Source organism: Methylocystis rosea SV97 (genome assembly GCF_000372845.1).
In the GTDB taxonomy this organism is placed as follows: domain Bacteria; phylum Pseudomonadota; class Alphaproteobacteria; order Rhizobiales; family Beijerinckiaceae; genus Methylocystis; species Methylocystis rosea.
Genome location: NZ_KB889963.1, coordinates 1,326,451 through 1,351,380 on the forward strand (window position 1 = coordinate 1,326,451; position 24,930 = coordinate 1,351,380).

Genomic DNA, 24,930 nt, shown 5'->3' on the forward strand with positions numbered 1-24,930 from the left:
AGCCGTGCGCTCCAGACGCTTCAATTCAAGTTTGAGCCGCTTCAACATTATGATTGGGAATGGTGTGGCTCGTCTTGTCCCAACTCAGCGGTTCCCCACGCGCTTTATGGCGCCAAACGAAAATATAGAGCGCGCGCAACCCCGCGGAGAAATTAATGAGGTTCGAGAAAACGACCCTCGGCGCCGCCATCAACCCTTGGCCGAACCCATAGATCGACCTCGTAAAGATCATCCGCTGAACGAGTCGGTTGATGAGCAACAGGATATTCACGAAGAACACTACCCGCAGTGTAGGGTCGAGCATTGCATAGCCGGCGATGCGCCATTCTTCGCTCAAAGTTCCAAGGACAAGGATCGCGATAGCGTTGAAAGCCAGGAAATAAGCCACGACGGCGATGATGCCGGACAGGATGCCCTTGCGATCGCGTAGAAAAAAGAGTTTCTCGGTCAGCGTGTTTCCCCAGCCGAGCTTTGAGGCTCCCTGGAACCCGATTCCCAGAAGCCAGCGTGCGCGCTGGCGGTAGGCGGCTCGGTAGTCGCTCGGAAAGTTTTCTCTCGTCGCGATCGCAAGCGGCTCCGCGATCCGTTGCACCTGATCGGCGCCCCGCGGAATATCGAGCGTATAGGGTGCCTCATTGAGAGCGAACGCGGCTTTCAGGCCAAGCGACTTCATGGCGAAGGCGACGTCGTAGTCCTCCGTCAAAGCGATGGGGTCGAACACCTCGCCCCGACGCCAGGACTTCAGAGCTTCGATCGCTCTGCGGCTGAAGCAGGCCGCCACGCCGGCGCACGGAACTACGCCTGTAAGACGCTGCCGGACAAACAGATCCTTATTATGAAACTCCGCGAACTCATCCATATAGGTGCCCGCCGTCATTTGAAGGAGCGTGCGCCGAAAGGAGTATACGGGGATCTGGATGAAATCGAAGGTGGCGATCAGCGCGCTGAACAACGGAAATTCCAGCGGATGGATGACATCCTCGCTGTCGTGGAGCACAAAACCTTCAAACTTTATGTTTGCGGTTTTCTCATATTCGCCGATTTCCGCGATGATCGCATTGAGGCAATCGGCTTTCGTCGTCGGCCCGTCATGCGGACCGATCACGAGACGGATATTCTCTGGGCGTTCCGCCGCCGCCCTGAGCACTTCCCGCTGAGTCGCCGCATCATTCGGATAGGCGCCAACGAAAAAAACCGTCGTCGCGGAATGGACGGCGTTGGTCTTCAACATTTCGTAAATGACAGCCTCTTCGCGCCAGGCAGGGACCATGACCGCGAGAGGGCGTTGAGGCTGTTCGAGCAGCGCCTGTTCAGAAAGCTGAGATCGTTCGGCGCGGATCGTTCCTGAAATTCTCATAGCCCAGTAGAGAACGTCTACGACGACGTCGTCGAGGCTATAAAGAATAATCGCGACGCCAAAAACAAGGAAAAGTCCAACCAGCGCGTTGACATAAGCGACCGTGGCGTCCGTCAGGTCAAACATCCGTCGTCCCTCAGCTCTTCAGCCTCGCGTGTTCGGCAGATCGAGCGCGCGTCGGACATCTTGTTGTGCGCCATGCCGCGTTGTGGGCGGCATGGCGAAGCGAAGCGCTGAAGCGGCCTAGGCCGCCGACAATGCTGGAACTGAGCGCACCAGTCGCGCACGCATCGCGGCGACGATCCGCTTTGCCGCCTGGCCGTCGCCATAAGGGAAAACCGGGACCGACATGCGTGCGTATAGCTCCGGATCGTCGCACAGCTGAGAGATCGCGCTCGACACCGAGGCGGTGTTTGTGCCGACCACGCGAACCGCTCCGGCGCGAACCGCCTCAGGCCGTTCGGTGGTATTCCTCAGCACGAGGACGGGTTTTCCCAGCGCGGGCGCTTCCTCCTGGAGGCCGCCGCTGTCCGTGACGACAACCCAGCATCTCTTCAGCGCCGCGACCATGTCGGCGTAGTCGATCGCATCCGAAACCACGATGCGCGGATGGTCGCCAAGAATCCGGCGCGCCGGCTCATGAGCGCGCGGATTGGGATGCGTGACGAAAAACGCCCCGAGGTCGTCATGCTGGTCGACCGCCGCCCTTATGCCCCGTAGCGCGTCTTCAATAGGCGTCCCGAAGCTCTCCCGCCTGTGCGCCGTTGCGAGAATGACTCTCGGCAAATTCGGAAAGTCTTTCGGGGCAGGCAATTGGTGCGCCGCGGTTTGCAGCAAGGCGTCAATGCCCGTATTGCCCGTGACGAGACAGTCGCCAGGAACGACGCCTTCACGCAGGAGATTGTCGAGCGACGTCGCGGTCGGCGCGAAATGCATCGCCGCAGTCAGTCCGGCGATTCGTCTGTTGAGTTCTTCCGGATAGGGATCGTTGAGTTTTCCCGTTCGGAGCCCCGCCTCAATATGCATGAAGGGCACGTTCTTGTGAAAAGCGGCGAGGGACACCACCGCAACCGACGTCGTGTCGCCCTGCGCGATGACGCAGTCAGGTCGAACTTCGTCGATCACGCGATCTATCTCGGCCATTACCTTGCCAAACAGCTCGTTAAGCGAGCCGTTTCGACGTTCGAGGTTCAGCCGGCGCGAAGGAGCCACGCCAAAATCCTTTAGAGCTCCTTCGACGACATCAGCGTGTTGGCCGGTCGTCACCACATAGGGATAGGCCCAGTCCGAACGATCGAGTTCGGCGATGACAGGCCCCATCTTAATAGCTTCGGGCCGCGTCCCCACGATGCATAAACAGCAAAGTTTTGATTTACTTGGGCGAAGGTTGATTTTCTTGATGCTCGTCAATCCGTTCATCTTAGCCCTGCTCGCTATTCAGTGTAGCGAGCTGTATACTTGAAGAGAATGGATCTGTCGAATGAACAATTCGACATCTTCAGCTAAACAATTGGACATCTTCAGCGTCCGATAAAGAAGGCAATCCCGATAAAGGAGACGGACAAACCTAGCACCGTCAGTGCTACGGCTCCCGTTGTGCCGAAAAAGAGCGCCCCAATAAAGCCGGCGATGGAAATAAATGTAAACAATACGAGGATGAGTACCATAAGTTGCATTGTCTTTCTTCCTGCATTTAGCTTGCCAGGCCCATCCAATCTGAGCGCCACGGAAGGCGAAGCGCATAAGTATAGATTTTCGCTTGGTTTCACCGTGACCAGCATACGGCGGCATTTTATCTTAGGAAGTGGATGGACGCCGGGGCGACCCAAAAAGAGACCGCGCCGTCGCATTCTGAGACACGTTTCGCCAAGATTTTGCTTTGCTACCAATTTAGGTTAATAAAAACAATATGTTTAGTGCCTGATTCGCGTGACGCGTTTGAAGAATCTGATGTCGGAATTCCGTTTCTGCAAAGCACATGGAGCGCAATCGTGGGGCGCGTTTTTCGCAGGCCTTGCGCAACAATCCTCTTTTTGGCGCTGGCGCTCGCGTCCATAACGCCGGTCGTTGCTCGTGCTGGAGACAACGACGGCGTTCGCGAGGCGCCACAGCCGGGCCAGCCCGGCTACCAAGAGCTTGCCCTGGCGTTCGCGCGTCTGGCAAAGGGTGATTACGATGGCGCACTCAAATACGCGCAGCGGGCACGAAGCCTTGCGCCCGATTACGAGATGCCCGTCCGCCTGCTGGCCGACATTCTAAACAAATCGGGACGAATCGGCGAGGCGGTCGACGTCATCAACGACTTTGTCGCCAGCCATAAGCATTCGATGGCGCTGATCGCCCAGCGCGGTCATCTGCGCAAACGACTCATGGACGTCGCCGGCGCCGAGGCGGATCTGCGCAACGCACGAGACAGCGGCGCGCTGACCCAAGAGCAGGCCGCCGCAGTCAATGTCGCGCTCTTCGATCTTGCGATGAGCGCGGCATATAAGGACTTCAACGGGTCTCGGCTGAATGAGGCCATAGAAAATGCGCGAGCGGCGCGCAAACTGGACGAAAAAGCGGAAGCTCCTGTCCGGCTTATCGCCGAAGCCTTTAGCCGACAGGGCAGGGCGCAGGCGGCTCTCGACGAGCTGAATCGCTATATCTCGCAGAACAAGCCGAGCGGGCGTCTTCTCGCGCAGCGAGGATATTTGCGTCGCGCCATGCAGGACTTGAAAGGCGCGGAGGCGGATTTCGAAGCCGCGCTCGCCGCGCCCGACATTGAGCCAAGCGAAACATTAACATTACGCAATTCGCTCGCAGAAGCCACGAAGGCTGAGCAGGATAGCATCGTGCAAGCCGAACTCGCAGTGGTTTACGCGGCGATCGCGAAACACGACTACGCGCGTGCGGTGAAGGCGGCGCGCGTCCTTCGCGCCAAATATCCAAACGCCGAAGCGCCGCTATTTGCGCTCATGACGGCGTTGACCAAATCCCGGCAGGCTAAAGCAGCGGTCGAAGAAGCGGATTCGTTCATCAAGGACAATACGCCGAGTTCGACATTGCTCGCGCAGCGCGGATACAGCCGCCGCGCGATTGGAGACCTGCCCGGCGCCATTGCGGACTTCCGGGCTGCGCTCGCTCAGCCGGCTCTCGAGCCCGCGCAAGCGAAGAGGCTAAAACTAGCGCTTGCGGAGGCGGAACGCGCCAAAGAATCGGGCGGTTCGCCAGTCGGCGCGCAGGCGACGCCCCTGCAGCAAGCGCTCAACAGCGGCTATGACGCGCTAAAAGTCGGGCGGCCGGACGAGGCTGTGCGTGCGGCCCGAGAGGCGCATAGTCTCGACCCCAAAGCGGAGGAGCCTGTTCTCCTCCTGTTGACGGCGCTTCTTCGCCAAGGGCGCAAAGCCGAGGCGCTTGCGGAAGCGAACCGCTTCCTGGCGTCCGTGCCGGACAGCCCAGGGGTTCTCGCGCAGCGCGGGTTCATGCGTCGTCAGGCCGGTGATGTGAGCGGCGCCGCCGCAGACTTCGAGCAGGCCTTGAAATACGAACTTCCGGCCGATCAGAAGCTCAATGTCGCTCGGGCGCTCGATGAGGCGCGCTACACGCTCGTCGCCGAAAAGGCCTTCAAGGCTCTGGCCGCTCGCGATTGGGTGAGCGCCTTACGTTATGGCCGGGCGGCCGAGGCTTTCCCCCGAGCCGACGAGGCGGTTTTTCGCGTGACGATCGCCGCGCTCGCAGGGCTTGGCCACACGGACGAGGCGCTACGGGCGTCAAACGCGCTCATCGCACGAGGCAAGGCCACGGGCCAAGCCTATGCGCAAAGGGCCTATCTTCGGAAGACGCTCGGAGACGGCCCCGGCGCGCTTGCGGACTTTGTGAAAGCGCTTGACCGGGGAGATTTGCCCGCAGCGCAAAGGGTGGCGGTCGAACTCGAAATCGCCATCGCCAGGTCGTCTGCATATGAAACACAGGGTGACGTGATGCGCGCGCGCGACGAGCTCGTCAACTTCGCGCATACGCATCCCGGCTACGCCGCCGGATGGTCGACGCTTGGCCAGTTTTATGCGCGTCAAAAGGAATATGCCGCCGCCGTCGATGCCTTTGAGAATAGCCTCGCGGTCGAGCGCAGCGGCGAAGTGTTGCTGAACGCTGGCTATGCGAGCGTCTATGTCGATCGCTCAAAAGAGTCGCAGTTCTTTCGGGAAGCGCTCGACCGCTGGTCGAGCGATCCCTCACTCAGCGCCCGGCCGCCCCGCGATCGAGATGTGATCAGAACGCAGGTTGTCGAGTCGGATGCGAGCATTCGCACCAATGTGGTGTTCAACAGCATCGCCGATCGTCCAAGACGCTGGGGCGGGCATCAGCTTCAGCCGAGCTTTGAAACGGTCATCCGATTCGATGGTCGCTTCCTGCCGTACATATTCGGCCTCGAGGGTTTGATCGGCGGCTTTTGGTCCCAGGACCAGACGCGCTTCACCGAGAGCTATTCGCGGCTCGGTTTGCGCTTGCGTCCGTTCGACGGCATAAATTTCTCGGTGAGCGCTGAGTGGCAGCACTATTTCACGCGAAACGCGCCGTTCAATCAGCTGGCCTTGTCATGGGGCTATGGCTACGGCGGATTCGCCTATTCGAGCGCCCCAAGCGCGGGAGCGGCCGGCGCGATCGAACCGACGGATCTAAGCTATCCCCATGAGACGACATGGCAGCCGCTGACGAGCTTTGCGACCTACGGCACCTACAGGGCCGGCGAGCGTCGGTATCTGCAGAACGCGGTGGGTTTGCTTGGCTATTCCTACTGGGACGCTGACTCGCGCGTCGTGCTCGGGGCGGCTGCAATGGGCATGGCGACATATGATAGCGCGGACACCCGCCGATTTGCCTTTGGGGCAGGTCCGGCGCTGGTCGCGCGCACATGGCTGGGCGGAGACTTCTATCGCGCCTTTGACGGCATCTTGACTGCACAAATTGGCTATTTGTTCCCCTTCGGGGAGAGTCGCCGTCAAGGCGGCCTCAACGCGACAATCGGAATTTCCTTTTGACCCCATGCATCCGGAGGTCGCCTCTGACGCCGGCATAGCGCGACGTGTTCCCGCCCAGAACTCGACTTTGCGGCAACGTCCCTATTTCAAAGCAGCTACGGCGCGAGGAATCGTCACCACGACCGAATGGAAATACGCTGCCGCATCCTCGGAATAGAATCCGACGAGTCCATTCGAATAGGGCCTTTCTCGGTCAATGAAGGTGGTCAAGAGAACGCCGTCGACGAATGCCGAAATCGTCGTCGACGTCGGGGTGACGGCCTGAACAATCTTGACGACATATCGATTTTCGATCGGATAAATCGGTCGGGTTCCCGACGCCAAGAAGCGCTGATCGCCGGGATAAGCGGGGTCCGCTTTGCCCAGCTCCCAGCCGTTCGGCTTCGGGATGAAGTAATAGAAATGGGTTTTGTCGGCGTAGTCCCACAAAAGCCAGCCCACTTCCCACGGATTTGGCGCACTCTGCCGACGCAACTGCTGCTCTGTGTGCAGAGAAGCCTCGATCGTCAAATTGCCCTTGACGTCGACGGGCCAAGACGGATGCGGCCCACTGATCAGCCCGGCATGCGTTTCGTTCGCGGCATTTGACTCCTTCGGGCGTATCGCCAGCGCCTGGCCATCGAACAGGCGAGCGACCGAGTTCGAACCATAGCCGTGATAAACGGACTTCCAATTGTGAGCGAGAAGCTCGCCATCTTGAGTCCGGGTTTCAGGCGCGTGAGGAACCGCGCGGTCGAAAATCTCCGAGAGGATGATGCGTTCCGGCGTCACCGTCACGACAGCGCGATGTGAGGTGGACGCTGCGCCTTTCTTGCACTTTATCGTATAGGTCGTCGTGCGGGCGGGCCGCACGACGACAGTGCCCGACAATTCACGGACCACAAAGTTCGCATCGCGCGGGCGGCTCGAACCCGTGCAGACGTCGGCGTTCGTTGCGGAAAACGCCAGAGTCGCCGCCTGACCTGGATTGATCATCGTCGGCTTCGCCGACAGCGCGGAGATGGGAGCGTTCCTGGTCGCTTCCGAGCGCGTCGACGCATCCTCGGCGGCGGCGTCGGCCAATGAGATCGACGCCAGGGCGATCGATCTCAGCAAAAAAGCCCATTTCATTTAAGCCAAGCCACGGATGGCCCCCACTCGCACACGCAACGCTCCGAGACCGCAACTTACTCAACTTTGCCAATCGGCGATGAGGATTCCACGGCTAGGCTTAAGATTCTACGGCTAGGCTTAATAAGGGCGAGCGAACGGGCCACAGGCGATTTCGCGCATGAGCCCGACGGAAGCGGCTCGGTTTCGCGGCTCGCGTATGTCGCATCAAGCGATCGTTGAGCGCGCCAAACCCATCGCACGCTTTGAGGCTGCGTTAGGAAACCGCCCGCTCGTCCTGCAAACGGCTTGCCGGGGTCCATTGGTAGACCTCGTAACCGTCCACCACCTTGCCGGCGTCGTTGAAGCCTCCGCGCTGCTGCACCGGCTCGATGATCTGCTTCGCGCAGGCGATGGTGCCTGGCAGCGCATATTTCTGCATATGGCCGGCGATATCGATGACGCGGTCGCTCATTTCCTCCATCGGCGTGTGCTCGTCGTAATAAACGTGCCCGGCGTTGATGCCGCACCGAACGGTGAAATTCGACTTGATCATCTTCACATTGGCGTTGAACGCGTCGAGACCGCTGATCACTTCCTTGGCGGCTTTCAGCGCTGCGTCGATCGAGGGAAAGCAGGCCATGACGCCGTCGGGCGTCCACGCCGCCTTCAGCGAACCGTTGCTGCGGAGCTTGCTGTCGACGAGGTCCTTGTATTCACGAAAATCGTGCTCGATAAATGTCTTGTCCTCGCCGAGCTTCATCTTGGTCGAGTCGACGACGTCGATGGAAAGAAAGGCGAGGTCGCGGCCCATCGACTCCAACTGACGTTTGGCGTCGCCCATGACCTTGAGCAACTCCGCGCGGCTCTTGGGGTTGCGCGCATCCATCGTCTTCATTTTTTCCTTGACCGGCGCAAGCACCCGCGCGTCGGCCGGCGCCGCGGACTGCAGCGCCTCGAAGTCACGCTGCACCGTCGAGCGGTAGATCGTGGTCGTAATCTTGCGCCGCAAGCTGTCGACCCACATGCGCCCGAAGAGAAGTCCGCCAACGATAAACCAACGCACCAGCTCATAGCCCTTGAAGTTGGTCGGGATGAGCGACTTGACCCGCCGGATCATCCGCGCGTCGAAGACTTCGACATATTCAATCCAGCGGTATGAACCCGCATGCTTGAAATAAGGCGTGACGAGCGGGAGCAGGACGAGCGCAAGCGCGATGAGCAGGGCGACGTTCAGCAGCCCGAGTAAGACTCTGGCCAGCCTCAGAGGGAGCGGAGATCCGGGATTGCGCGAATGATCCATGAGCTTCTTTCAATCCGAGCTGGTGGGCGCCGATCGCCGCCGTTATCGCACGCGCAAATTGGTCCGCGCAATTCTGGACCGATCTTCGACACGCAACCGACGCAAGTGCCGAAGTTCCTTGGCCATTTGCCGCAGGGCGCGCCTGACGCGATTTAAAATTTCGGCGCAGATCTACGGGGAGCGCCATCCGCTGCGCTTGCGCTGCATCGCTCGGGTCGAGCTCGACCCCTATCAATTTTTTAATCTCAGGATAGTAGAGAACGCCCCGAGCCCGGATGCACGCGCGGAGCGTTTTTCTCTTATTGAGGGAGTCCTTTATTGAGGGACTCCTTGGTCGAGAGAATCCCTACTTGGATTGGTGAAGATCTTTCGCATGAAGCGAGTCCAAGAGATCATTGCCCTTTAGGGTAGAGACCCGCGCGGCCGTACCGTCTTCGTTGCATTTCCCGCTCGTGTTTTTCGAGCCAGTGCATTGGCGGCTCCCGTCGGCGGGGCATTCGAAGACGACGTCGTTTGTGCATCCGACCAAAGAATTGCCTTTGATGCCATAATTGCAGGTTTGCCCTGCGCCGTGCATCCGATCGCACGCCGAGATGACGGCGCCAACCGGCGCCGCAATCGCAGCCGAGACAGTCACAGAAAAAATAAGCGAGAGCGCACATGTTCGGGGAAAGGTCGTCCTCATGGCAAATCTCCAAAATTGCTGTTTTGGCGTCGCCCTCCCTAAGCCCCTTGAAATTGTAGAGCCCAATTCACGGCAAGGAAGATCGCGAGAGAGGTTACTTTTCCGGGCTCTGCTCATTCTTTCCGAGCAGAGCCCTAGCGATCGCTGCGCGCCGGCTTTGACGTCGGCGCCGGATGGCGGGGTTGACGAGCCCGCGCCGGCTCGGGTCAGCGCCAAAACAGTCATATGCGAGCGCGGCCGCGAATGGCCCCGCGCAGCGATCAGTCGCGCGCCATTGCAAATGGCCGCTTGCAACGCCAACTGACCGGCTCATAAACTTGACCGTCAGAGTAGCCACGCCCAAATGCTCGCCGTCTTATCTTTGACGACCGACAACGCGTCTGATGGCAAGAGGATCACTATGGAAAAAAGTCGCATCACGAACGTGACTTCCGTTGCCGTGATCCTCTTTATCGTCCTCGCCGCCTGCAAGCTCGGGCAGGCGGTCCTTGAGCCCGTGGCCTTTGCCGTCTTCATCATCGCGATTGCCTGGCCCCTGCAGAAGGCCATACAGGCGAGATTGGGGAAGACCATCGCTTTGAGCGTGACGGTCGCGATGACGGCCGCCGTGATCCTGGCGCTCTTTTCTCTGATCGCTTGGGGCGGCCATGAGGTGCTGGAATGGGTCAGACAGAATCTCGACCGCATTCAGGAAACGGCGATGACATCGACATCGTGGCTCGAAGAGCATGACATTTTTGTCTTCACGCTCTTTGCGGAACATTTCAACACCGCGTCGCTTATCAGACTTCTTCACATACTTGCCGTGAGAGTGAACACAGTTCTCGCCTTCGCGGTCATCGTGCTCGTCTATGTGATTTTGGGACTAGCGGAAACCGATGCCTTTCAGTCCCGAATTGCAGCGCTGGAAAATCAGGAGACAAGCCGGCGCCTGCTTGAAAGCGGCAGGAAGATCGGCGAAAAATTTCGCACCTATATGTTCGTTCGGACGATCGCCAGCATCGCGACAGGTCTTGCGGTATGGGGATTTGCTCAATTCATGAATCTGGAAATGGCCGGCGCATGGGGCGTGCTGGCCTTTGCGCTAAACTACCTGCCCTACATCGGCTCCTTCATCGTCACGGCGCTTCTGCCGCTTTTCGCCTTCGTTCAGTTCGGAACCTTTGAAGCGCCCTTGCTCGTTTTTTTGGGCGTGTCGGTCATCCAGTTCATCATCGGGAGCTATCTGGAGCCGGTGTTTTCGGGATCGGCTCTCTCGATCTCGCCTCCGATCGTCCTCTTTTCAATTGTTCTGTGGACTTTCCTGTGGGGCGCGCTTGGAGCGTTTCTCGGCGTCCCGCTTTCGATCGCAGCTCTGACGATCTGCGAACAATTCCCCTCGACCCGATGGGTGGCGGAGATTTTGTCGGGCGGGCGGCGCGGGGGTTCGACCCGGCAAACGGCGTGAGCCGCACGGGGGCTTTGGCGCTTCGCTTGAAACGTCTCTTCCCGCCGCGTTGACCCGCGCTGGAGGATTCGGCCGCGCGCGCCTGGAACGAGATGGCTGCCGCGGCCGAATTCGGATAAGATAAAATGAATTCGCGCTAAGAGGCGTCAGATGCTTTGGCTGATCCGATTCATGGGCTTGCTTTCCCAAGCGATTTTCTTAGAGTTTTTGCATATCTTCGGTTTGATCGTATTTTTGCTCGCCATATTGCTGGGCTATTTCAGGGCTCCGTGGTGGATCGCGCCCATGCTCGCCGTGGCTTGCGGGCTGTTCGCGAACAGGTTCATCGATCTAAACTACCTGACGGATGTATTCCGCAGAGTGGCCTCTTCAAACGACCGCTGGGCCTTCGTGATCGTCGTCTATTTGGCGATCACGATCGGCGGCTATCTCATCGGACTGCTGGGGCGTCTTTTCCTGCGGCGTGTGAGGCGGTCCTAGGATTACGCTTGACGAGGTTCGCGGCCGGGTTGGCTCGTCGCTTCTTGACGATGTCGAACGGACCCCGCCGCATCAACGATGCGAGCGCTTTTTTGCGGGCCGGTCGCCACTTGGCGCCGCAGGAGTGTCGGGCGCTGCGCTGGGGAGGCGACGCGGCGGCGGGGCGGCCTGAGGCGGCGGTTGGACGGGCGCTCCGCCTTGCTCGGTTCCGTCGCCGTCTGGCCGGGCCGGAAGATGCTCCTCGATGCGCTGCGCCATATAGGAAAAGAATGGGTTCGACGACATGCGCAGGAGCGCGTCCAGACTGACGATCAGCGTCCCGCGCTCGCCGCGCGGCGCCAGCGAACCCAAGTGAACGCCAAAATTCTCGGTTTCATCCGGCGTCAGGCCATAAAGAGAGTCGCTGAGCGGGAAGGGCAATGCGACATGCGAGAGCGAATACACGCCTTTCGGATACTGTAGCCCCAGCGCTTGGATCCGCTCGGCCGTTGCGCCGGCCTCAACGACGCGTTCGACCGCGTCCTCAGTGCCCTCGCCGGCGTTCGTCACAACCGTTAGACGGTAATCCCTGACGCGAGGCGGCACGATGCGGGAGAGCGCGGACTCTGCGGAGGCGCGCAGCAGCGGACCGAATTTGACGTTGCGATTGAGGTCGAACAGGACGAGTTCGCTGCCGTTCGCCGGCAGATGATCGTAAAGCCCGGAAAGCACGGCCTGCGTGCTGACAGTGAAATCCATGACCGATTGGAACGTCAGAACTGGCGGCAGCGCGGTCAATCGACCCTCTCGACGCGCCCGCGACATCTGCGTTCCAAGCGCATCCGTCAGCAGATAGGATTGGCGGGCGCCATTCACGGGAAAGGAATTATATTTAAATGGATTGAACTCTGGCAGCACGCTGAGCCAAGCCGCCTTGGCGAAGGCGGGCAACATCGCCGGCAGTCCAGCCAGACCGGCAAAACGCGCGAACCTCGTAATTCCGACCATCGGCGAAATCAGGATCAGACGGTCGACCCGAGAAAGACGCTTATCCTCGATCGCGTCGAGCGTATATTTCACCGCGAGCGATCCGCCGTTTGAGAACCCGACGACCTGCAGAGGCGCCGGCTCAGGCGCGCGCCGCCGCGCCTCTCTCACGGCAAGACGCGTCGCGGCCAGCCATGTCTCCCACTCCACTTTGGTCAAAGCCGCGGGCACTGTGCCATGCGCGGGCAGCCTGATCGCGACCACCGCGAAGCCGCGATCACGGTAGCGGGATGCAATATGGCGCAAACTATATGGCGAGTCCGTCAATCCATGCAGGAGAACGACGGCGCCGATTGGCGGTCCTGCGGGTTCGAGCAGATAAGACCGGTTCCAATCCCGCGCAAAATGTCCCGGGTAGACCGGACTGCCGTCGAAATAGCGATTGAAGGGAACCTGTTCCTCTGGCGTCAACTGCTGGCTGACGTTGGTGCGCAGGGAAGCGAATATTTTCCCCTCCGCCTCGAGATAGGCCTCCCAATCGGCGGCGTCGATTTCTGTCTTGCTCAACTCTTGCGGCACGTAAGTGTGCCAGACATCAAGCGGCAGTCCGCGCTGAGAGTTGTATATTCGCACCGCGAAAAACGTAACGACGAAAAGGCTCAGCAACGCCAAAAACCATTTGGCCATTTTCAGCGCCATGCCCAGCATCATGCATCCCCGTTATGCTTCGACCGGCACACTGTAAATCTGTTAACTGACATCCGCATCAAAACGCCGCCCCTGCAGGTGAGCCGAGCATCTAGAGCGACTAGATGAAGAAGCGACGTTAATGCGCCGCGCCCGACATGCGGTTTCTCCCGCAAACAGCGGCAAGCGCAGTTTTCACGATCGCGCAGACTTATACAATCGACTCCACGCAAAAGCTGCTTGCCCAATCGAGGCTTCGCACACAGACTATAATTTATTTCGGACCCAAACCCAGCGGATAAATCGATCGGACGATTTGGACACGAATGAAGCGCAGGGCCGTTTTGGTTGGACTCCGGCCTGCTCGGTCTGACTGACGCAAAGGTGGAGGCCAGCGGATATGACGCGCGATGTGATTCTCGTGGATCTCGCCTTGCAGGGCGGCGGCGCGCATGGCGCCTATACGTGGGGCGTTCTCGACCGTCTGCTGGAGGAACCCTGGCTCCAGATTGAGGGCATTTCGGGCACGTCAGCTGGAGCTATGAATGCGGCGGCGCTCATCAGCGGCCATGTTGATGGCGGGGCGGACGGCGCGCGCGCGGCGCTCGAACTTTTCTGGCGGCGTGTTTCGCAGGCGGCGCGACTCAGTCCATTGCAGCGCAATCTTGTCGACGTCCTGATGGGGCGCTGGACGCTGGATGCTTCCCCTATCTTTGTCGCGACCGACATCATGTCGCGCCTATTTTCGCCCTATGACCTCAATCCGAAGGGCGTCAATCCGCTGCGGGAGATTCTCGCCGAAACCGTCGATTTCGAGCGGCTTTCGCGTGCGCGGATAAAGCTTTTCGTCACCGCGACAAGCGTCTCGAGCGGCCGCGGCCGCGTCTTTAGAAACGCGGATGTAACGCCGGACGCGCTTCTGGCGTCGGCGTGCCTGCCAACTATGTTTCAGGCCGTCGAGATTGACGGGGAAGCCTATTGGGACGGCGGCTATTCGGGCAATCCAACGATCACGCCGCTGGTTCGCGAATGTGAATCGATGGACACAATCCTTGTCCAGATCAATCCTATCGAACGCAAGGGCACGCCGCGGTCGGCGACGGAGATACTGAATCGCCTCAACGAGGTGTCGTTCAACGCGGTTTTGCTCAAGGAGCTCCGCATGATCGCCTTGCTGCGCCGCGCCGCCAATCCCGGCGACAGAGAGGGCTCACGCTGGGCTGGCATGCGCATGCATCGGATCTCGAGCGAGATGATGACGGAGCTGAGCGCGTCTTCGAAGCTTATCGCCGAATGGGATTTTCTTTGCATGCTGCGCGACGAAGGTCGCCGGTCGGCGCAAGATTTCCTTGATCGGCATGAGCGCGACGTCGGCGCACGTTCGACTCTCGACCTTGATGAGTTATTGGAGCGGGTCTGACGCGATGCGCTTTGCTGGCGTCAGCAGGATCAGCCCTTTGGCGGCTCGTGCGCCAGAGGCGTCGGCGCGCCGCAAGGGAGGAGGCTACGGCGATCGATGTCGACGCTACGCTGGATCAGGCGATCCGCGACATGCGGCAATCAGAAAAGTGCTTGTGCTGATATTAAAAAGGGGCCCGATCGGGCCCCTTTGTTTGTCCGTTTCGCCCGAAAGGCTTGGTTGGTTCCGACCGATGATCGAAATCAGCCGGCCGCTAATTCCCAGGCCAATGTATTTTCTATCGCCATTGGACGCATCGGCGTCGCGCGACTCCGTGCCGCGGATTCCATGTCCGGGTCCATTTAATGCATTTACGTCCGGCAGGAGCGTGGAGCGTCGTCTTCTGTATGAAGGAAGAGGCCGACGCGCCATCGACGTTGAGATCTGCCGTCGTGGACAAAACCGCCGCGCCCGAAGGGCTTGACGCGAATAAAACCGAAGCACAAGTAACCGCAAACAAATGCGTTTTCAGGTTCCGGCGCATTGAGGAAACTCCCCTTTTTTTGAGTAACTTGCTTAGCCTTCAAGACTTTTGATACTTGTCGATACAACGGGGAAGTCAAGCTTCCTGTATGCAAACGCACTCTCTCGATCCTCGGCGCCGCCCTCGCGAACGGAGCGGCAAGACGAAGGACGCATGTCTTTTCAGATAATTGGCACAGTAACGCTCTGAGGCCGGTGCGCTTCGCGGCGCCGCATGCGTCGTTCATGTGGCGATTAGACGCGCAATCTCGTCGAGCGCTCTTTGAGGATCATGCGAGCCGTCGTGTCGTTATAAAAAATGCGGAAGGCGGCAGAGCGGCGTTGCGGCTCCAAAAAACGCTATCGCCTTCCCCCTCCGGCTACGAAATAATCATCCATGTTTTCACCAGTCAGAACCGCCGCAGCTATCACATGAACGCACCTCAGATCAGAAGTCGCTACTGGGTCCCACTTCAATCGAGCCACCAGGCTGGAGCCTGGGAGGTGCTTGACGCCGCTTATGGCGATTTCGGGCGCGCCTACCATAGTTGGCGCCATATCAGCGACCTCCTGCAAGCATTCGAAGAACTTGCCGCGCTCGCAGCGCGGCCCGAGCTAATCGCGACAGCTATTTTCTGGCACGACGTCGTCTATCGAACGCGCGGCGCAGGCGAATCCCGACGGGCGGATTTCTTGAACGTTCAAGATAGCGCTGAGCTGTTTCAAAGTTATACGCTTATGAATTCAGCTGACGTCGAGGCTGTTCGCGAAATGATTATGGCGACGACCAATCACCTTGAAGCCAAGGCCAGCAAAGAACGTTATGCGGGGTTCTCGCGAGATCTGGACCTGTTCGTCGATCTAGACCTCAGTCCGCTTGCCCTGCCATGGGAGCAGTTCGCTGCAAATTTTCAAGACATACGCTTTGAATTCAGTTGGATTCCCAAGGAGGTTTTTAACGCGGGGCAGGCGGCCTTTCTCAGGAATCTTCTGTCGCACGAGGACAAGCTATTCCGGCGACCGGAGACCATAGAAATGTGGCGGGCGGCGGCGTTGGCGAACATAAGACGTTGCCTGAAAAATCTCTCAATGGGCGATGTTGTCGTCCCTCAGCGTCGGTGACCTGATTTTCTGAGCCGGAGATCTGAGAGAAGCTGCTGCTGGGTGGGACAGCATCGGGCGCGGCCAAGGGACGCGCCACAACGCACCGTCAGATTACAGACCTCATCTTCGGCGACTGATCTGCAAAGCGGAGCTTTCGAATCTGCGCCGACCGAACGCGGCAGAGCGCACATCAAAAAGACATGTTCAGGGTGGCGTCCGCTTGACGGGTCTCGTGATTCTGATCAGGATTGTAAATCTCAGAAGAATATTTTTGGGAGGAGGAAAAAAAATGGATGTCGAGATTTCAGAAGACAGGAAACTGTCACGCCGCTCCTTCATCTTAGCGCTGTTTTCGGCGGCCGCTGTGATCCCGGCGGCGACGCTCGCGTCCTCCGATGCGGAGGCGCTGGAGTCAAACGAGCGGCAATTTACGACCTTCCATCACCAGCCGCGTGTGTCACGGCCCCGAAGTTCAACGAGAGGGTCGCGCCGTCATAGGCGCGTCGCCCGCGTGCGACGCACGGGTCCCACGCAGACAGCTCCCGAGGTTAAACAATAGATATCGGCTCAATGACGCGCGTCGCTTTGAATAAAGAGCGGCGCGCGCGACTCCTATCGATTTTCGGCGAAGACGCCATAGGCGACGGACAGAACGACCGTCGCCGGCACCGCCAACACCACGCCCATCGTCCCGAAGAGCGAGGCGAAGGCAAGCATGCAGAAAAGCAGCACGACCGGCGGCACCATGAGTGAACGGCTCTGTAGATAGGGCGTGATCAGATAGCCTTCGATGAAACTCGCGGATCCGATTGCAAGCGCCGCAAGAGCCGCATTGTCCAGCCCGTGTGGCAACGCGACCAGCACCCCGATAATCATTGCGATGATCGAGCCGAAATAGGGGACGAACGCTAGCGCGCCGCTGATTGTCGCGAGCGCCAGCGGCGCTGGGACGCCAAAGGCCCAGAGAGCCGCCCCTGCGAAGAGCGCGTTCATGGCGACGACATAGAGTTGGATGAAAAGCCACTGCCGCAAGACGGCGCCTGACCGGTCCAAAAACAGCGCCATGTCGGTACGCCGCGACGCAGGCGTCAAGGCGATTACGCCAGCGGCGTACCTCCCTGGATCGGCGGCAAGATATGCGGCGCCAATGATCGTGAATATTCCATAGCCGAGGCCACTGCCGACAGAACCGAGGAGAGCGCCGAAGTGTTGGGCGACCGGGGTCGTCATTTTGGAAAAGTCGACATGAACCACAAATTTTTCGACGAAACGGCCCCACGGGTGCTCTTCCACCAAGCGCTCCAGCAGGGCGATCGCAGCGGGAATGTCGAGAGCAACCTCGTCATATTGACGCACGAGTTGACCGCCGAACAGCATCAACGCCACAACGATGGAAGCGAGCGTGCCGAGCGCGACCAATCCAAGCGACACGCTCTGCGAAAGGCCAAGAAGCCTGGAGACCCGCCCGGCGACGCCACGCCAAGCGAGCGCGATGAGAATCGTCGCGAAAACCGCCGGGAGAAGATCCGTCAGCTGCCAAAGAACGAATACGACGGCCCCGGTCGCCGCCGCGATCATAGCCACCACGGCTGTTCGAGAGGCGAAGTCGTTCTGATCGATGCTCTTAGTCAGAAAATTGATCTTCATCTGGGACCCGCGCTGCTAGGATCAAGATATTAAGCGACCGCGCGCGTTAGAGAAAGAGTTACACTTTGGTCACGCGGTCACGGGCTACGACTCGAGCCGGTTGTGCGAATTTGAAAACCTTAGAGCAATTTTTGATGATCGGAAGGTGACGCAGTCAAGTGCGCGCAAACAGTTGCTTGCTCCTGAGGAAGTGTCCTTGGCGACTCTGTCCTTGGCGCGGCGCCGCCTAATGGTTTCCCGCAAGATCCTCTGCGGCTCACGCACCAATATTGAGCGGCGTTTCAGCAGCGCCTCGATCATAGGGCGGGCGTTACCACTGTGCGCGAGCGCGCCAGCAAGCCTTCGCCGATCGAGAGGACCAAATCTAAGTTTTCGGCCTTTTTGCCTCACATTGGCCGCAGCGACAGGCCGTTGCCTGGGGGTGGTTAATCCACCTAGTTGGCGGTCGTGGCGAAACGTAGAGATTTTGCAAAGATGCTGGGCGCAGCCACGTCAGCGAGTATCGTCCAGGGCCGCTTTCGCCCATTCGATTATTCCAGCCCCACGCCAGTAACTGGCGCAGGACGGCATGCCAAATAGACTACGTTTCAAGTGGTTAATTGGTGGGCGCACAAGGGCTCGAACCTTGGACCCGCTGATTAAGAGTCAGCTGCTCTACCAACTGAGCTATGCGCCCGTTCGTCGAGCGCCGCGAGCGCGACGCTGCTTCGAACGAGCGGTGCGAATATCAAACCCGCTCGCCGCTGTCCAGCGTTACGCGCGGCCACCCGCATTTTCCTGCTCCGGATTACGGCGAGCGCGCCGCCGGCCATCCGTGGATCAGACGCGCTTTCGTCACGAGATCGGCCCACGGGCCCTTGTGGGCGTTGCCCGCGGCGGGCGTGGGCGCGGCCTGTTTGCGCGCGCAAACGGCCTTGGCCGCCTCGCTCTTCGGCCCTTGCGCGTAAAAATAAATGACGTTCATCTTGAGCTGCGAGGCCAGCTGGTCGACAACCGTGCCCCTTTTCAGCACATTAAAGCCCCAATGCGCATCGCGCGTCGCGCCCGGCTTGAAGCCATAGCCGTAGTCGCCCTCGCCCTTGATCAGATCGAAGCGGATATAGCAGAGCTCCCCCTGAGGGGCAGGTTGCGCCACCATCTCTCGGGTGACGATCACGTCCTGATTGTTGTAGCGGACGCTATAGTCGACCGGAGCATGCCAGACGTCGACCTTCTCGAAATGCTCCAGAAGCTCGGATTCGTCCGCGTCCGCCGCCTGCGCCGCGGCCGGGCCAACGAAACAGGCGCCTGCCACAATCGCGGCGGCGCACAGGCGTTTCAACAAAAATTCGCTTTTCATGTTCGGCCTTCCGCCAAGCGGCTACGTTGCGCGCTCCCCTCGAGCTTCGCAGGTAAGGAGCGCCGCGACAGCCCGCAATCCCTGCGACATTCGCGCGCGCCAGGAAAACCGCTGGGCGCGCTGTTGGGTCGCGGAGACTCCGCGCCTCCTTGTAAGGCTATGCTTACGACAAGCGCCGAGAAGTCTTCCCACCGCCGCAAAAGCGCGGTAGCTGTTTCCCAGAAGCAAAGAACGAGTTTGATTATGTCGCGAAGAAAAATCGCTTTGATTGGCGCCGGCAATATCGGCGGAACGCTTGCCCATCTCGCCGGCCTCAAGGAACTCGGCGACATTGTTCTTTTCGACATCGTCGACGGCGTGCCGCAAGGCAAGGCGCTCGACATCGCCCAATCGTCTCCCGTCGCGGGTTTCGACGCCAAACTCACCGGCGGCTCCGACTATTCGGCGATCGAGGGGGCGGACGTCGTCATCGTGACGGCCGGCGTGCCGCGCCAGCCGGGGATGAGCCGCGACGATCTTCTGTCGGTCAATCTCGGCGTCATCGCCAAGGTCGGCGCGGGCATCAAGCGCTACGCGCCGAACGCCTTTGTCATCTGCATCACCAATCCGCTCGACGTCATGGTGTGGGCGCTGCAAAAGGCGTCCGGCCTGCCGACGCAGCGCATTGTCGGCATGGCGGGCATGCTCGATTCTTCGCGCTTTCGCTATTTCCTGGCCGAGGAGCTCAATGTCTCGGTCGAAGACGTGAGCGCATTCGTTCTCGGCGGCCATGGCGACGACATGGTGCCGTCGGTGCGCTATTCGACGGTGGCCGGCGTGCCTTTGCCGGATCTCGTGGCCATGGGTTGGACCACGCAGGCGCGCATCGACGCGATCGTCGAGCGCACGCGCAAGGGCGGCGGCGAGATCGTCGGGCTTCTCAAGACCGGCTCCGCATATTATGCGCCGGCGACCGCGGCGATCGCCATGGCCGAGAGCTATCTCAAGGACAAGCGGCGGGTGATGCCATGCGCGGCCTATCTCACCGGCCAGTATGGCGTGAACGGACTCTATGTCGGCGTTCCCGTGGTCATCGGCGCGAACGGCGTCGAGAGGGTGATGGAGATAAAGCTCGACGCGGCCGAGCGGGCGATGTTTGAAAAATCCGTCGCCTCGGTTCGGACGCTGCTGGAAGCCGCCAAGGCGCTCGACCCGGCTTTCGCCTGACGCTTCTCTGACCGCACCCGCCAATCTAGTCGGCAACTTGCTTGCGGCGCAAGCTGGGACGGCGGTTCCCGGCCACTGGCGCTTGGGCGCGACCGTAGGAACATTCTTTGCAAGTTACGGGTTAGACTGTCTGAAGACTGATTCTCCCGGAGAGGTTCAGGCTTGCTCCAGTGGACGCGAAGCCATGTTCGACCCTGACGCTTTTGGCTTTATTAAAATACTCGCCATCGCCGGCACGCTTTACTTTGCAGCGCGCGCGGCAATCCTTATCGGCGCCGCGGCGATAAACGCCGTTGCTCTTTTACCCTGAGTTATTTACGTCAAGGCTTGGATCTTCACGTCTGGCGTGACAGCGTGGCTCGTCCGGAGCAATATTAAAAAAAGCTTCGAAAACTGCTCCCATGCGCCAGGTTCACTGAGCGTGGGTCTCCACGTCCTGTCCCGTTGAGACATCCTGTTTCAAGTGACTGCGTCCGCGTGAGCGGGCGGCCGCCCGAAGGCCGGTCGATGAGCCGAGGAGTGGGGTTGCGCCGCGAGCAGCTGCCTCATTGGGCGCCGCGCTCGCATTTTTTTCTGCTACGGCGGCGTCCGACGGCTCAGCGCCCTGCGGCGGCTCAGGCGCATAGGCGAGCGACTCGTGCCGGGCCGCCGCTCTCGACTTTTTCGTCTCATTCTTGGGCGAGTCGACCAGCCGCGCGATCGCGCTCGTCGCCTTCGCATGGGGGATCCCCGGCCGAGTGGGGGGCAGGGGCGCAGACGCGAGCTTTGAACGGCGGGGCGGCGCATCAGCTGCCGACAATGTGCCCGAACGGCGTTCAGCGCCGTCGGCGTCCTGGAAATCGACCGCGCTTTGCAGTTCGGCTGACCTGTCATGCGCCGTCCGCCCATCCGTGCGAGCGGCGAGCGATGCCGGACGCTGCGGCGGCAGCGGCGCTCGAACTGTTGGGAGCTTCGCGGCGGACGGCTCTTGCTCCGGCGCTTCTACGCCCGGCGCTGATAGGGTCGTCTCGCCACGCGGCAAATCGGACTCCGCCCGCGAAAGCTCTTTCGCGCCGTAGCGATAGGCGTCTGTCGGGGCGGCAGCCGCGCTTTGCTCTTCCATTTCGCCGCTTGTCCCGCGCGCCCGCCGCGGCGCGAGCGAAGCCCACTGCTTGCGGGTGCTGGGCGCCGGCGCAGTGACCTCTGCGTCGTCTTCTTCGCCGCCCCCGGCGCCGCCGCCAAACAACATGGCGAAGAAGCCGCCGAACGTGCGGCGAGGCGCAACGACGTAAGCGCCGTCGCCGCGCGCCTCGATCTCGGCGCGCGCCTCTTCATAGCGCGCGAGCGGCTGGCCGTTGGACGGCAAATGCACCGTTTTGCCGTCGGGGAAGAGCCGCACGAGCTCGTCGTAGTTCATGCGCGGCCAGGCCCGCACATTGCCGACGTCGAGATGGACGAAAGGCGTGCCCGCCGTCGGATAATAGCCGACGCCGCCGCGCTGCATGCGCATGCCGATTTCGCGAATTTGCGACATCGGCATTCCCGGCATGGTGGTGTCCATCGCCTTGCCGAGCATGTGTTGGGAATATTTGGCGACGGCGCGGGACCGGGCGCGCAGCATGGCGTTTGTCTCCGGAGAGCGATAGGCGGAGACGACATGCACGACCTGATCGCCGGCGCCCGCATGGCGATAGGCCTCCCAGACGACATCGAAGAGGCGCGGGTCCATGTTCGTCGGCTCGTCCCGTCGCCAGTCGCGCAGGAACCAGTTCAACTGCTGAAGGACTTGGGCGTCATATTGCCCGTTGACGAGATACGTCGCCGAAATCGATTCATGCGTATGGGCGTGGTAAAGATGAATGGTTCTTGTGTCGCCATTGGCGACCGCGGTTTCGGTCACCTTTGGCGCGAGCGTCGCCAGGCAAAAGACCAAAAGGCCTAGAACTGTCGAAAGCGGAGCGGAAATCAGGCGCGCGCTGGAGCGAGGCGTCGTCAATAGCTGCTTCCCGTCCAGCTTGAAGCGCGCCTGAACCGACGTCGCCCGTGAAACTAACAAGACTTCTGGCCGTTCGGCCAGAAGACGCCTTCGCCCTGTGGCGCAAGGCGCGGCGAAAATCCGGTGCGGAATACGCAGTTAGACGGCTTTGCTCCTCGGCGTCGTTACCGCCTGATTCCCCACCAATTCAGAGGCTAGGGCAACATCGTGGCGAAAAATTGCTCGAGCTTCGCCGCACCGTTCACGCAGCAATGTCTAGGAGAGGCTTCTAGAGCGGCGCGAGCCGCTCCACAGCGGCGCGAGGCCTCAGTCTACGTTGTCGCCGCTTCAGTTCGAGGCCACTGTGCGCACGAGCTGCGGCCCGAGGATGGGCTGCGCTCCGCTGATGAGGCGCAGATAGGCCGGAGATAGCGACGCCGTATCCTGACCCGCAAAGGCCTCGGACGCCGGCCTGCGCGGCGGCAGTGGCGCGGGCTCAGGAAGCGCATTCGCCTCTTCGCCGCCGCGCGCCAACCCGGTCAGCTGTTGCCGGTCGGCGACGGCGACATGGATCGGATCGGTCCGGCCGCCTGTGCTCGCAAGGGCGGTGGCGACGGCGGACTGCACCTTCTGCGCGATGTCGCCAAAGGAGGCGAGGCTCGCGCCGGACTGCCCATCGGGCCGCGCGCTGGCGACGCTGGTCGAAGGCGCGCGCTGCTTGCGGCTTGCGATCATGGTCGGGCCGCCCTCGCAATTGCGCATGCCAAGAGCGATCAGCTCCGTCCCGGTCAACACGCGATATTCCCTGGTCAGATTGCCAAGGCGGGCCTGCACAGCGGCCGGGTAGGAGGCGAATAGCTGCGACGAGACGCCGAGGTCGACCTCCCGGTTGATGGCGTTGTAGGCTTGATGAAATTTGACCTTTGCGTCCGGATAGACGCAGACGTTGGGCAGGCTCAGCGCCAGCGTGCAGGCCGAGCGGCATTCATGCAGCCTGACCTCGCGATTCTCGCGACGATATCGTTCGGTGAGCGCTTCATAATCGCTGACCAGACCGCCGACGTCCTTGTAGACGACGACCGGCGCCGGCATGGGGGGCGGCGACAAATAGCCCAAGACGCACCTCTACTCTACGCATTGCGGGCTTCGCTTCAGCAAACATTCACCATGTCGCGGTGAACATCGCCTTAAAGGAGCGACATCAGCCTCGGATGCCGACGCGAAGCCCTGGCGCGGGCCTTTCTTGCAGAACATTGCGGCGAAAATGGAATAGAGCCGCCGGGCGTCCGCCTGTCTTTAAGGACATTTCCCCCGTCGGCTCGACAATGGCCGTTGATTCCACCAGACGGCGGAAGTTCTGCTTGTGCAGATGTCGGCCAGCGATGGCTTCTACTGTCCGCTGCAGCTCCGTCAGCGTGAACTCCGACGCCATCAACTCGAAGATCACCGGACGATATTTCATTTTGGCGCGCAGTCTGCCCATGGCTGTGGCAAGAATGCGGCGATGGTCATGGCGCATCGGGGTCCCGAGCGGCGTTAGCGGCGCCCGTTTCTCCGCCGATTCACGACCATCGCGCAGCGCCTCCTCGAGAAGCCCGGCCTCGTAAAGAAGCTCGTAGCGCTCAAGGACGTTCTCCTCATTGAATGCGCGTCCCTTGCCGCCGAAGAGAAGATTGACTCGCACCCGGCGCGAGACGCCCGACGAGGAGACGGCGTCCGGCGCTTCGGCCACCCAGTCCGTCAATCCCGGCGCGATCGTTTCCTCGAGCACCAGGGGCGGACCTTTGCGCCAATCCTCCCAGGGAAAGAAATCATGCCAGCTCCGCCAGACGCTTGCGCGGCGATCGGCGTCGTCGCGGATGCGCGTCAACGCCAGATAGCCGACCGAGACGACGTGCGGATCGCGGTCGCCGGCGCGGGCGTGGCGTCCGCGATCGCCGAATGTATAGAGCTGTTCGACATAGCCCAGCGGCGCGCCGGTCTGCTCGGCGACCCATTCGCGCAGGCCGATCTCGAAGGTGCGATGGCGGATCGGATCGAAAGGTCCGGAGGGAAGGGCGGCGATGCTGGCCGGCCCGTCCGCGCGCGTGGTCAGGATCAAGGGCTCGTCGTCTCGAACGGCGACGATTGCGGCGGTGAGGCCGATTTCAACGGGCGGGGAAAGGGGCGCGAGCTCTTCGGCGGCTCGGCTAGGCGTCGGCGAATTCCAGGGCGAAGGGCGCTCCCTCATAGCAGTCGGTCCCGCGTCCGATCGCGGCGATCGCGGCGGACATTCGCCCGTTCCGCCCGAGCCTTTCGTCGGCGAGCGCGACCATCCGTCTGTTCGGGGTCGCGGTCGGCGAGACGCGGCGCAGTTCGCGCGCGATCTCCATTTCGCTGCGACGCGGCGCTAAAGCACAGGCCGCGACAAAGGCCGCCGCGGGCGATCGGCTCACCCCAGCGTAACAGTGTATGACGAGCGGCGCGGAGCGGTCCCATTCCTCAAGGAAAGCGAGCAGCCGATTGATATGTTCCTCGCCAGGGAGGATGTGCCCTCCCTGCGGCGCGTCGATGTCGGAGACAGCGATCCGCAAATGGCGCTCGCGGGAGATTTCGCAAGGCCGAACAAGCGACGCCCCGGCGGTAAGAATGGTGACAAGCGAGCGTGCGCCGCTTTGGCGCACAGTGTCGACCACCTTAGTCAGGGAACAGACGTACAAACGCCCATTCGGCATTTTTCTCCCC

Annotated in this window: 20 protein-coding genes and 1 tRNA gene; 8 read left to right on the plus strand and 13 right to left on the minus strand. The window is 60.7% G+C overall.

What is annotated here, in order from left to right; translation table 11 throughout:
• Positions 1–25: 25 nt before the first annotated feature.
• The 3 genes from A3OO_RS0106935 to A3OO_RS0106945 all read right to left on the minus strand — a co-directional run bounded on the left by A3OO_RS0106935 (position 26) and on the right by A3OO_RS0106945 (position 3,033).
• Positions 26–1,483, minus strand: a complete 1,458-nt coding sequence (locus A3OO_RS0106935) for a glycosyl transferase family protein (RefSeq protein ID WP_018407109.1) — start codon at positions 1,481–1,483, stop codon at positions 26–28.
• Between the two features lie 117 nt (positions 1,484–1,600).
• Positions 1,601–2,677, minus strand: coding sequence for a non-hydrolyzing UDP-N-acetylglucosamine 2-epimerase (gene wecB, locus A3OO_RS0106940; RefSeq protein ID WP_018407110.1), 1,077 nt, complete (start codon positions 2,675–2,677; stop codon positions 1,601–1,603).
• 200 nt (positions 2,678–2,877) lie between these two features.
• Entirely contained in the window at positions 2,878–3,033 is a 156-nt protein-coding gene (locus tag A3OO_RS0106945) for a hypothetical protein (protein ID WP_156824775.1), read from the minus strand.
• 315 nt (positions 3,034–3,348) lie between these two features.
• Here A3OO_RS0106945 and A3OO_RS0106950 point away from each other — a divergent pair, with 315 nt between their 5' ends.
• Positions 3,349–6,378, plus strand: coding sequence for a bacteriophage N4 adsorption protein A (locus tag A3OO_RS0106950; protein WP_245257123.1), 3,030 nt, complete (start codon positions 3,349–3,351; stop codon positions 6,376–6,378).
• Positions 6,379–6,459: 81 nt separating this feature from the next.
• Here A3OO_RS0106950 and A3OO_RS0106955 read toward each other — a convergent pair whose 3' ends face one another.
• Positions 6,460–7,488 (minus strand): hypothetical protein, encoded by a 1,029-nt coding sequence (locus A3OO_RS0106955; protein WP_245257124.1) that lies wholly within the window; start codon positions 7,486–7,488, stop codon positions 6,460–6,462.
• A gap of 256 nt (positions 7,489–7,744) precedes the next feature.
• Positions 7,745–8,770, minus strand: coding sequence for an adenylate/guanylate cyclase domain-containing protein (locus tag A3OO_RS0106965; protein WP_018407115.1), 1,026 nt, complete (start codon positions 8,768–8,770; stop codon positions 7,745–7,747).
• Between A3OO_RS0106965 and A3OO_RS0106970 the strand changes: the two genes are divergently transcribed.
• The 3 genes from A3OO_RS0106970 to A3OO_RS0106990 all read left to right on the plus strand — a co-directional run bounded on the left by A3OO_RS0106970 (position 8,769) and on the right by A3OO_RS0106990 (position 11,382).
• The gene (locus A3OO_RS0106970) at positions 8,769–9,092 is read left to right on the plus strand and encodes a hypothetical protein (protein ID WP_018407116.1); all 324 of its coding nucleotides are present in this window, start codon (positions 8,769–8,771) and stop codon (positions 9,090–9,092) included. The two genes, A3OO_RS0106965 and A3OO_RS0106970, sit on opposite strands and share 2 nt — an antisense overlap.
• Before the next feature lie 787 nt (positions 9,093–9,879).
• Positions 9,880–10,902, plus strand: a complete 1,023-nt coding sequence (locus A3OO_RS0106985) for an AI-2E family transporter (RefSeq protein WP_245257125.1) — start codon at positions 9,880–9,882, stop codon at positions 10,900–10,902.
• Between the two features lie 150 nt (positions 10,903–11,052).
• Positions 11,053–11,382: a hypothetical protein gene (locus A3OO_RS0106990; RefSeq protein ID WP_018407120.1), complete on the plus strand. Its 330-nt coding sequence runs from the start codon at positions 11,053–11,055 to the stop codon at positions 11,380–11,382.
• Positions 11,383–11,454: 72 nt separating this feature from the next.
• On the opposite strand, the gene A3OO_RS0106995 is transcribed toward A3OO_RS0106990, so the two are convergent.
• Positions 11,455–13,056 (minus strand): alpha/beta hydrolase, encoded by a 1,602-nt coding sequence (locus A3OO_RS0106995; protein ID WP_040573696.1) that lies wholly within the window; start codon positions 13,054–13,056, stop codon positions 11,455–11,457.
• Positions 13,057–13,435: 379 nt separating this feature from the next.
• On the opposite strand from A3OO_RS0106995, the gene A3OO_RS0107000 reads away from it, so the two are divergent.
• Positions 13,436–14,455, plus strand: coding sequence for a patatin-like phospholipase family protein (locus A3OO_RS0107000; RefSeq protein ID WP_018407122.1), 1,020 nt, complete (start codon positions 13,436–13,438; stop codon positions 14,453–14,455).
• A 747-nt stretch (positions 14,456–15,202) separates the two neighbouring features.
• Positions 15,203–16,078, plus strand: a complete 876-nt coding sequence (locus A3OO_RS21280) for an HD domain-containing protein (protein WP_245257126.1) — start codon at positions 15,203–15,205, stop codon at positions 16,076–16,078.
• A gap of 594 nt (positions 16,079–16,672) precedes the next feature.
• Here A3OO_RS21280 and A3OO_RS0107020 read toward each other — a convergent pair.
• The 3 genes from A3OO_RS0107020 to A3OO_RS0107030 form a co-directional block, all read right to left on the minus strand.
• Positions 16,673–17,707, minus strand: a complete 1,035-nt coding sequence (locus A3OO_RS0107020; protein WP_018407126.1) for an AI-2E family transporter — start codon at positions 17,705–17,707, stop codon at positions 16,673–16,675.
• A 600-nt stretch (positions 17,708–18,307) separates the two neighbouring features.
• Positions 18,308–18,383, minus strand: a tRNA-Lys gene (locus A3OO_RS0107025).
• Between the two features lie 111 nt (positions 18,384–18,494).
• On the minus strand, positions 18,495–19,046 hold the full coding sequence (locus A3OO_RS0107030) for a hypothetical protein (protein WP_018407127.1): 552 nt from the start codon (positions 19,044–19,046) through the stop codon (positions 18,495–18,497).
• 243 nt (positions 19,047–19,289) lie between these two features.
• Between A3OO_RS0107030 and mdh the strand changes: the two genes are divergently transcribed.
• Together mdh and A3OO_RS24535 are read left to right on the plus strand one after the other, a co-directional pair.
• Complete coding sequence (gene mdh / locus A3OO_RS0107035; RefSeq protein ID WP_026222759.1) at positions 19,290–20,252, plus strand: malate dehydrogenase; 963 nt, start codon at positions 19,290–19,292, stop codon at positions 20,250–20,252.
• 184 nt (positions 20,253–20,436) lie between these two features.
• Positions 20,437–20,562 (plus strand): hypothetical protein, encoded by a 126-nt coding sequence (locus A3OO_RS24535; RefSeq protein WP_018407129.1) that lies wholly within the window; start codon positions 20,437–20,439, stop codon positions 20,560–20,562.
• 102 nt (positions 20,563–20,664) lie between these two features.
• On the opposite strand, the gene A3OO_RS0107045 is transcribed toward A3OO_RS24535, so the two are convergent.
• The 4 genes from A3OO_RS0107045 to A3OO_RS0107060 all read right to left on the minus strand — a co-directional run bounded on the left by A3OO_RS0107045 (position 20,665) and on the right by A3OO_RS0107060 (position 24,920).
• Positions 20,665–22,131, minus strand: a complete 1,467-nt coding sequence (locus A3OO_RS0107045) for a peptidoglycan L,D-endopeptidase MepK (protein ID WP_342446752.1) — start codon at positions 22,129–22,131, stop codon at positions 20,665–20,667.
• A gap of 423 nt (positions 22,132–22,554) precedes the next feature.
• Complete coding sequence (locus A3OO_RS0107050; RefSeq protein ID WP_026222761.1) at positions 22,555–23,322, minus strand: hypothetical protein; 768 nt, start codon at positions 23,320–23,322, stop codon at positions 22,555–22,557.
• A gap of 85 nt (positions 23,323–23,407) precedes the next feature.
• Positions 23,408–24,436: an NUDIX hydrolase gene (locus A3OO_RS0107055; RefSeq protein WP_018407132.1), complete on the minus strand. Its 1,029-nt coding sequence runs from the start codon at positions 24,434–24,436 to the stop codon at positions 23,408–23,410.
• The gene (locus A3OO_RS0107060; protein WP_026222762.1) at positions 24,396–24,920 is read right to left on the minus strand and encodes a tyrosine phosphatase family protein; all 525 of its coding nucleotides are present in this window, start codon (positions 24,918–24,920) and stop codon (positions 24,396–24,398) included. Before A3OO_RS0107060 ends, A3OO_RS0107055 begins: the two co-directional genes overlap by 41 nt.
• Between the last annotated feature and the right edge of the window lie 10 nt (positions 24,921–24,930).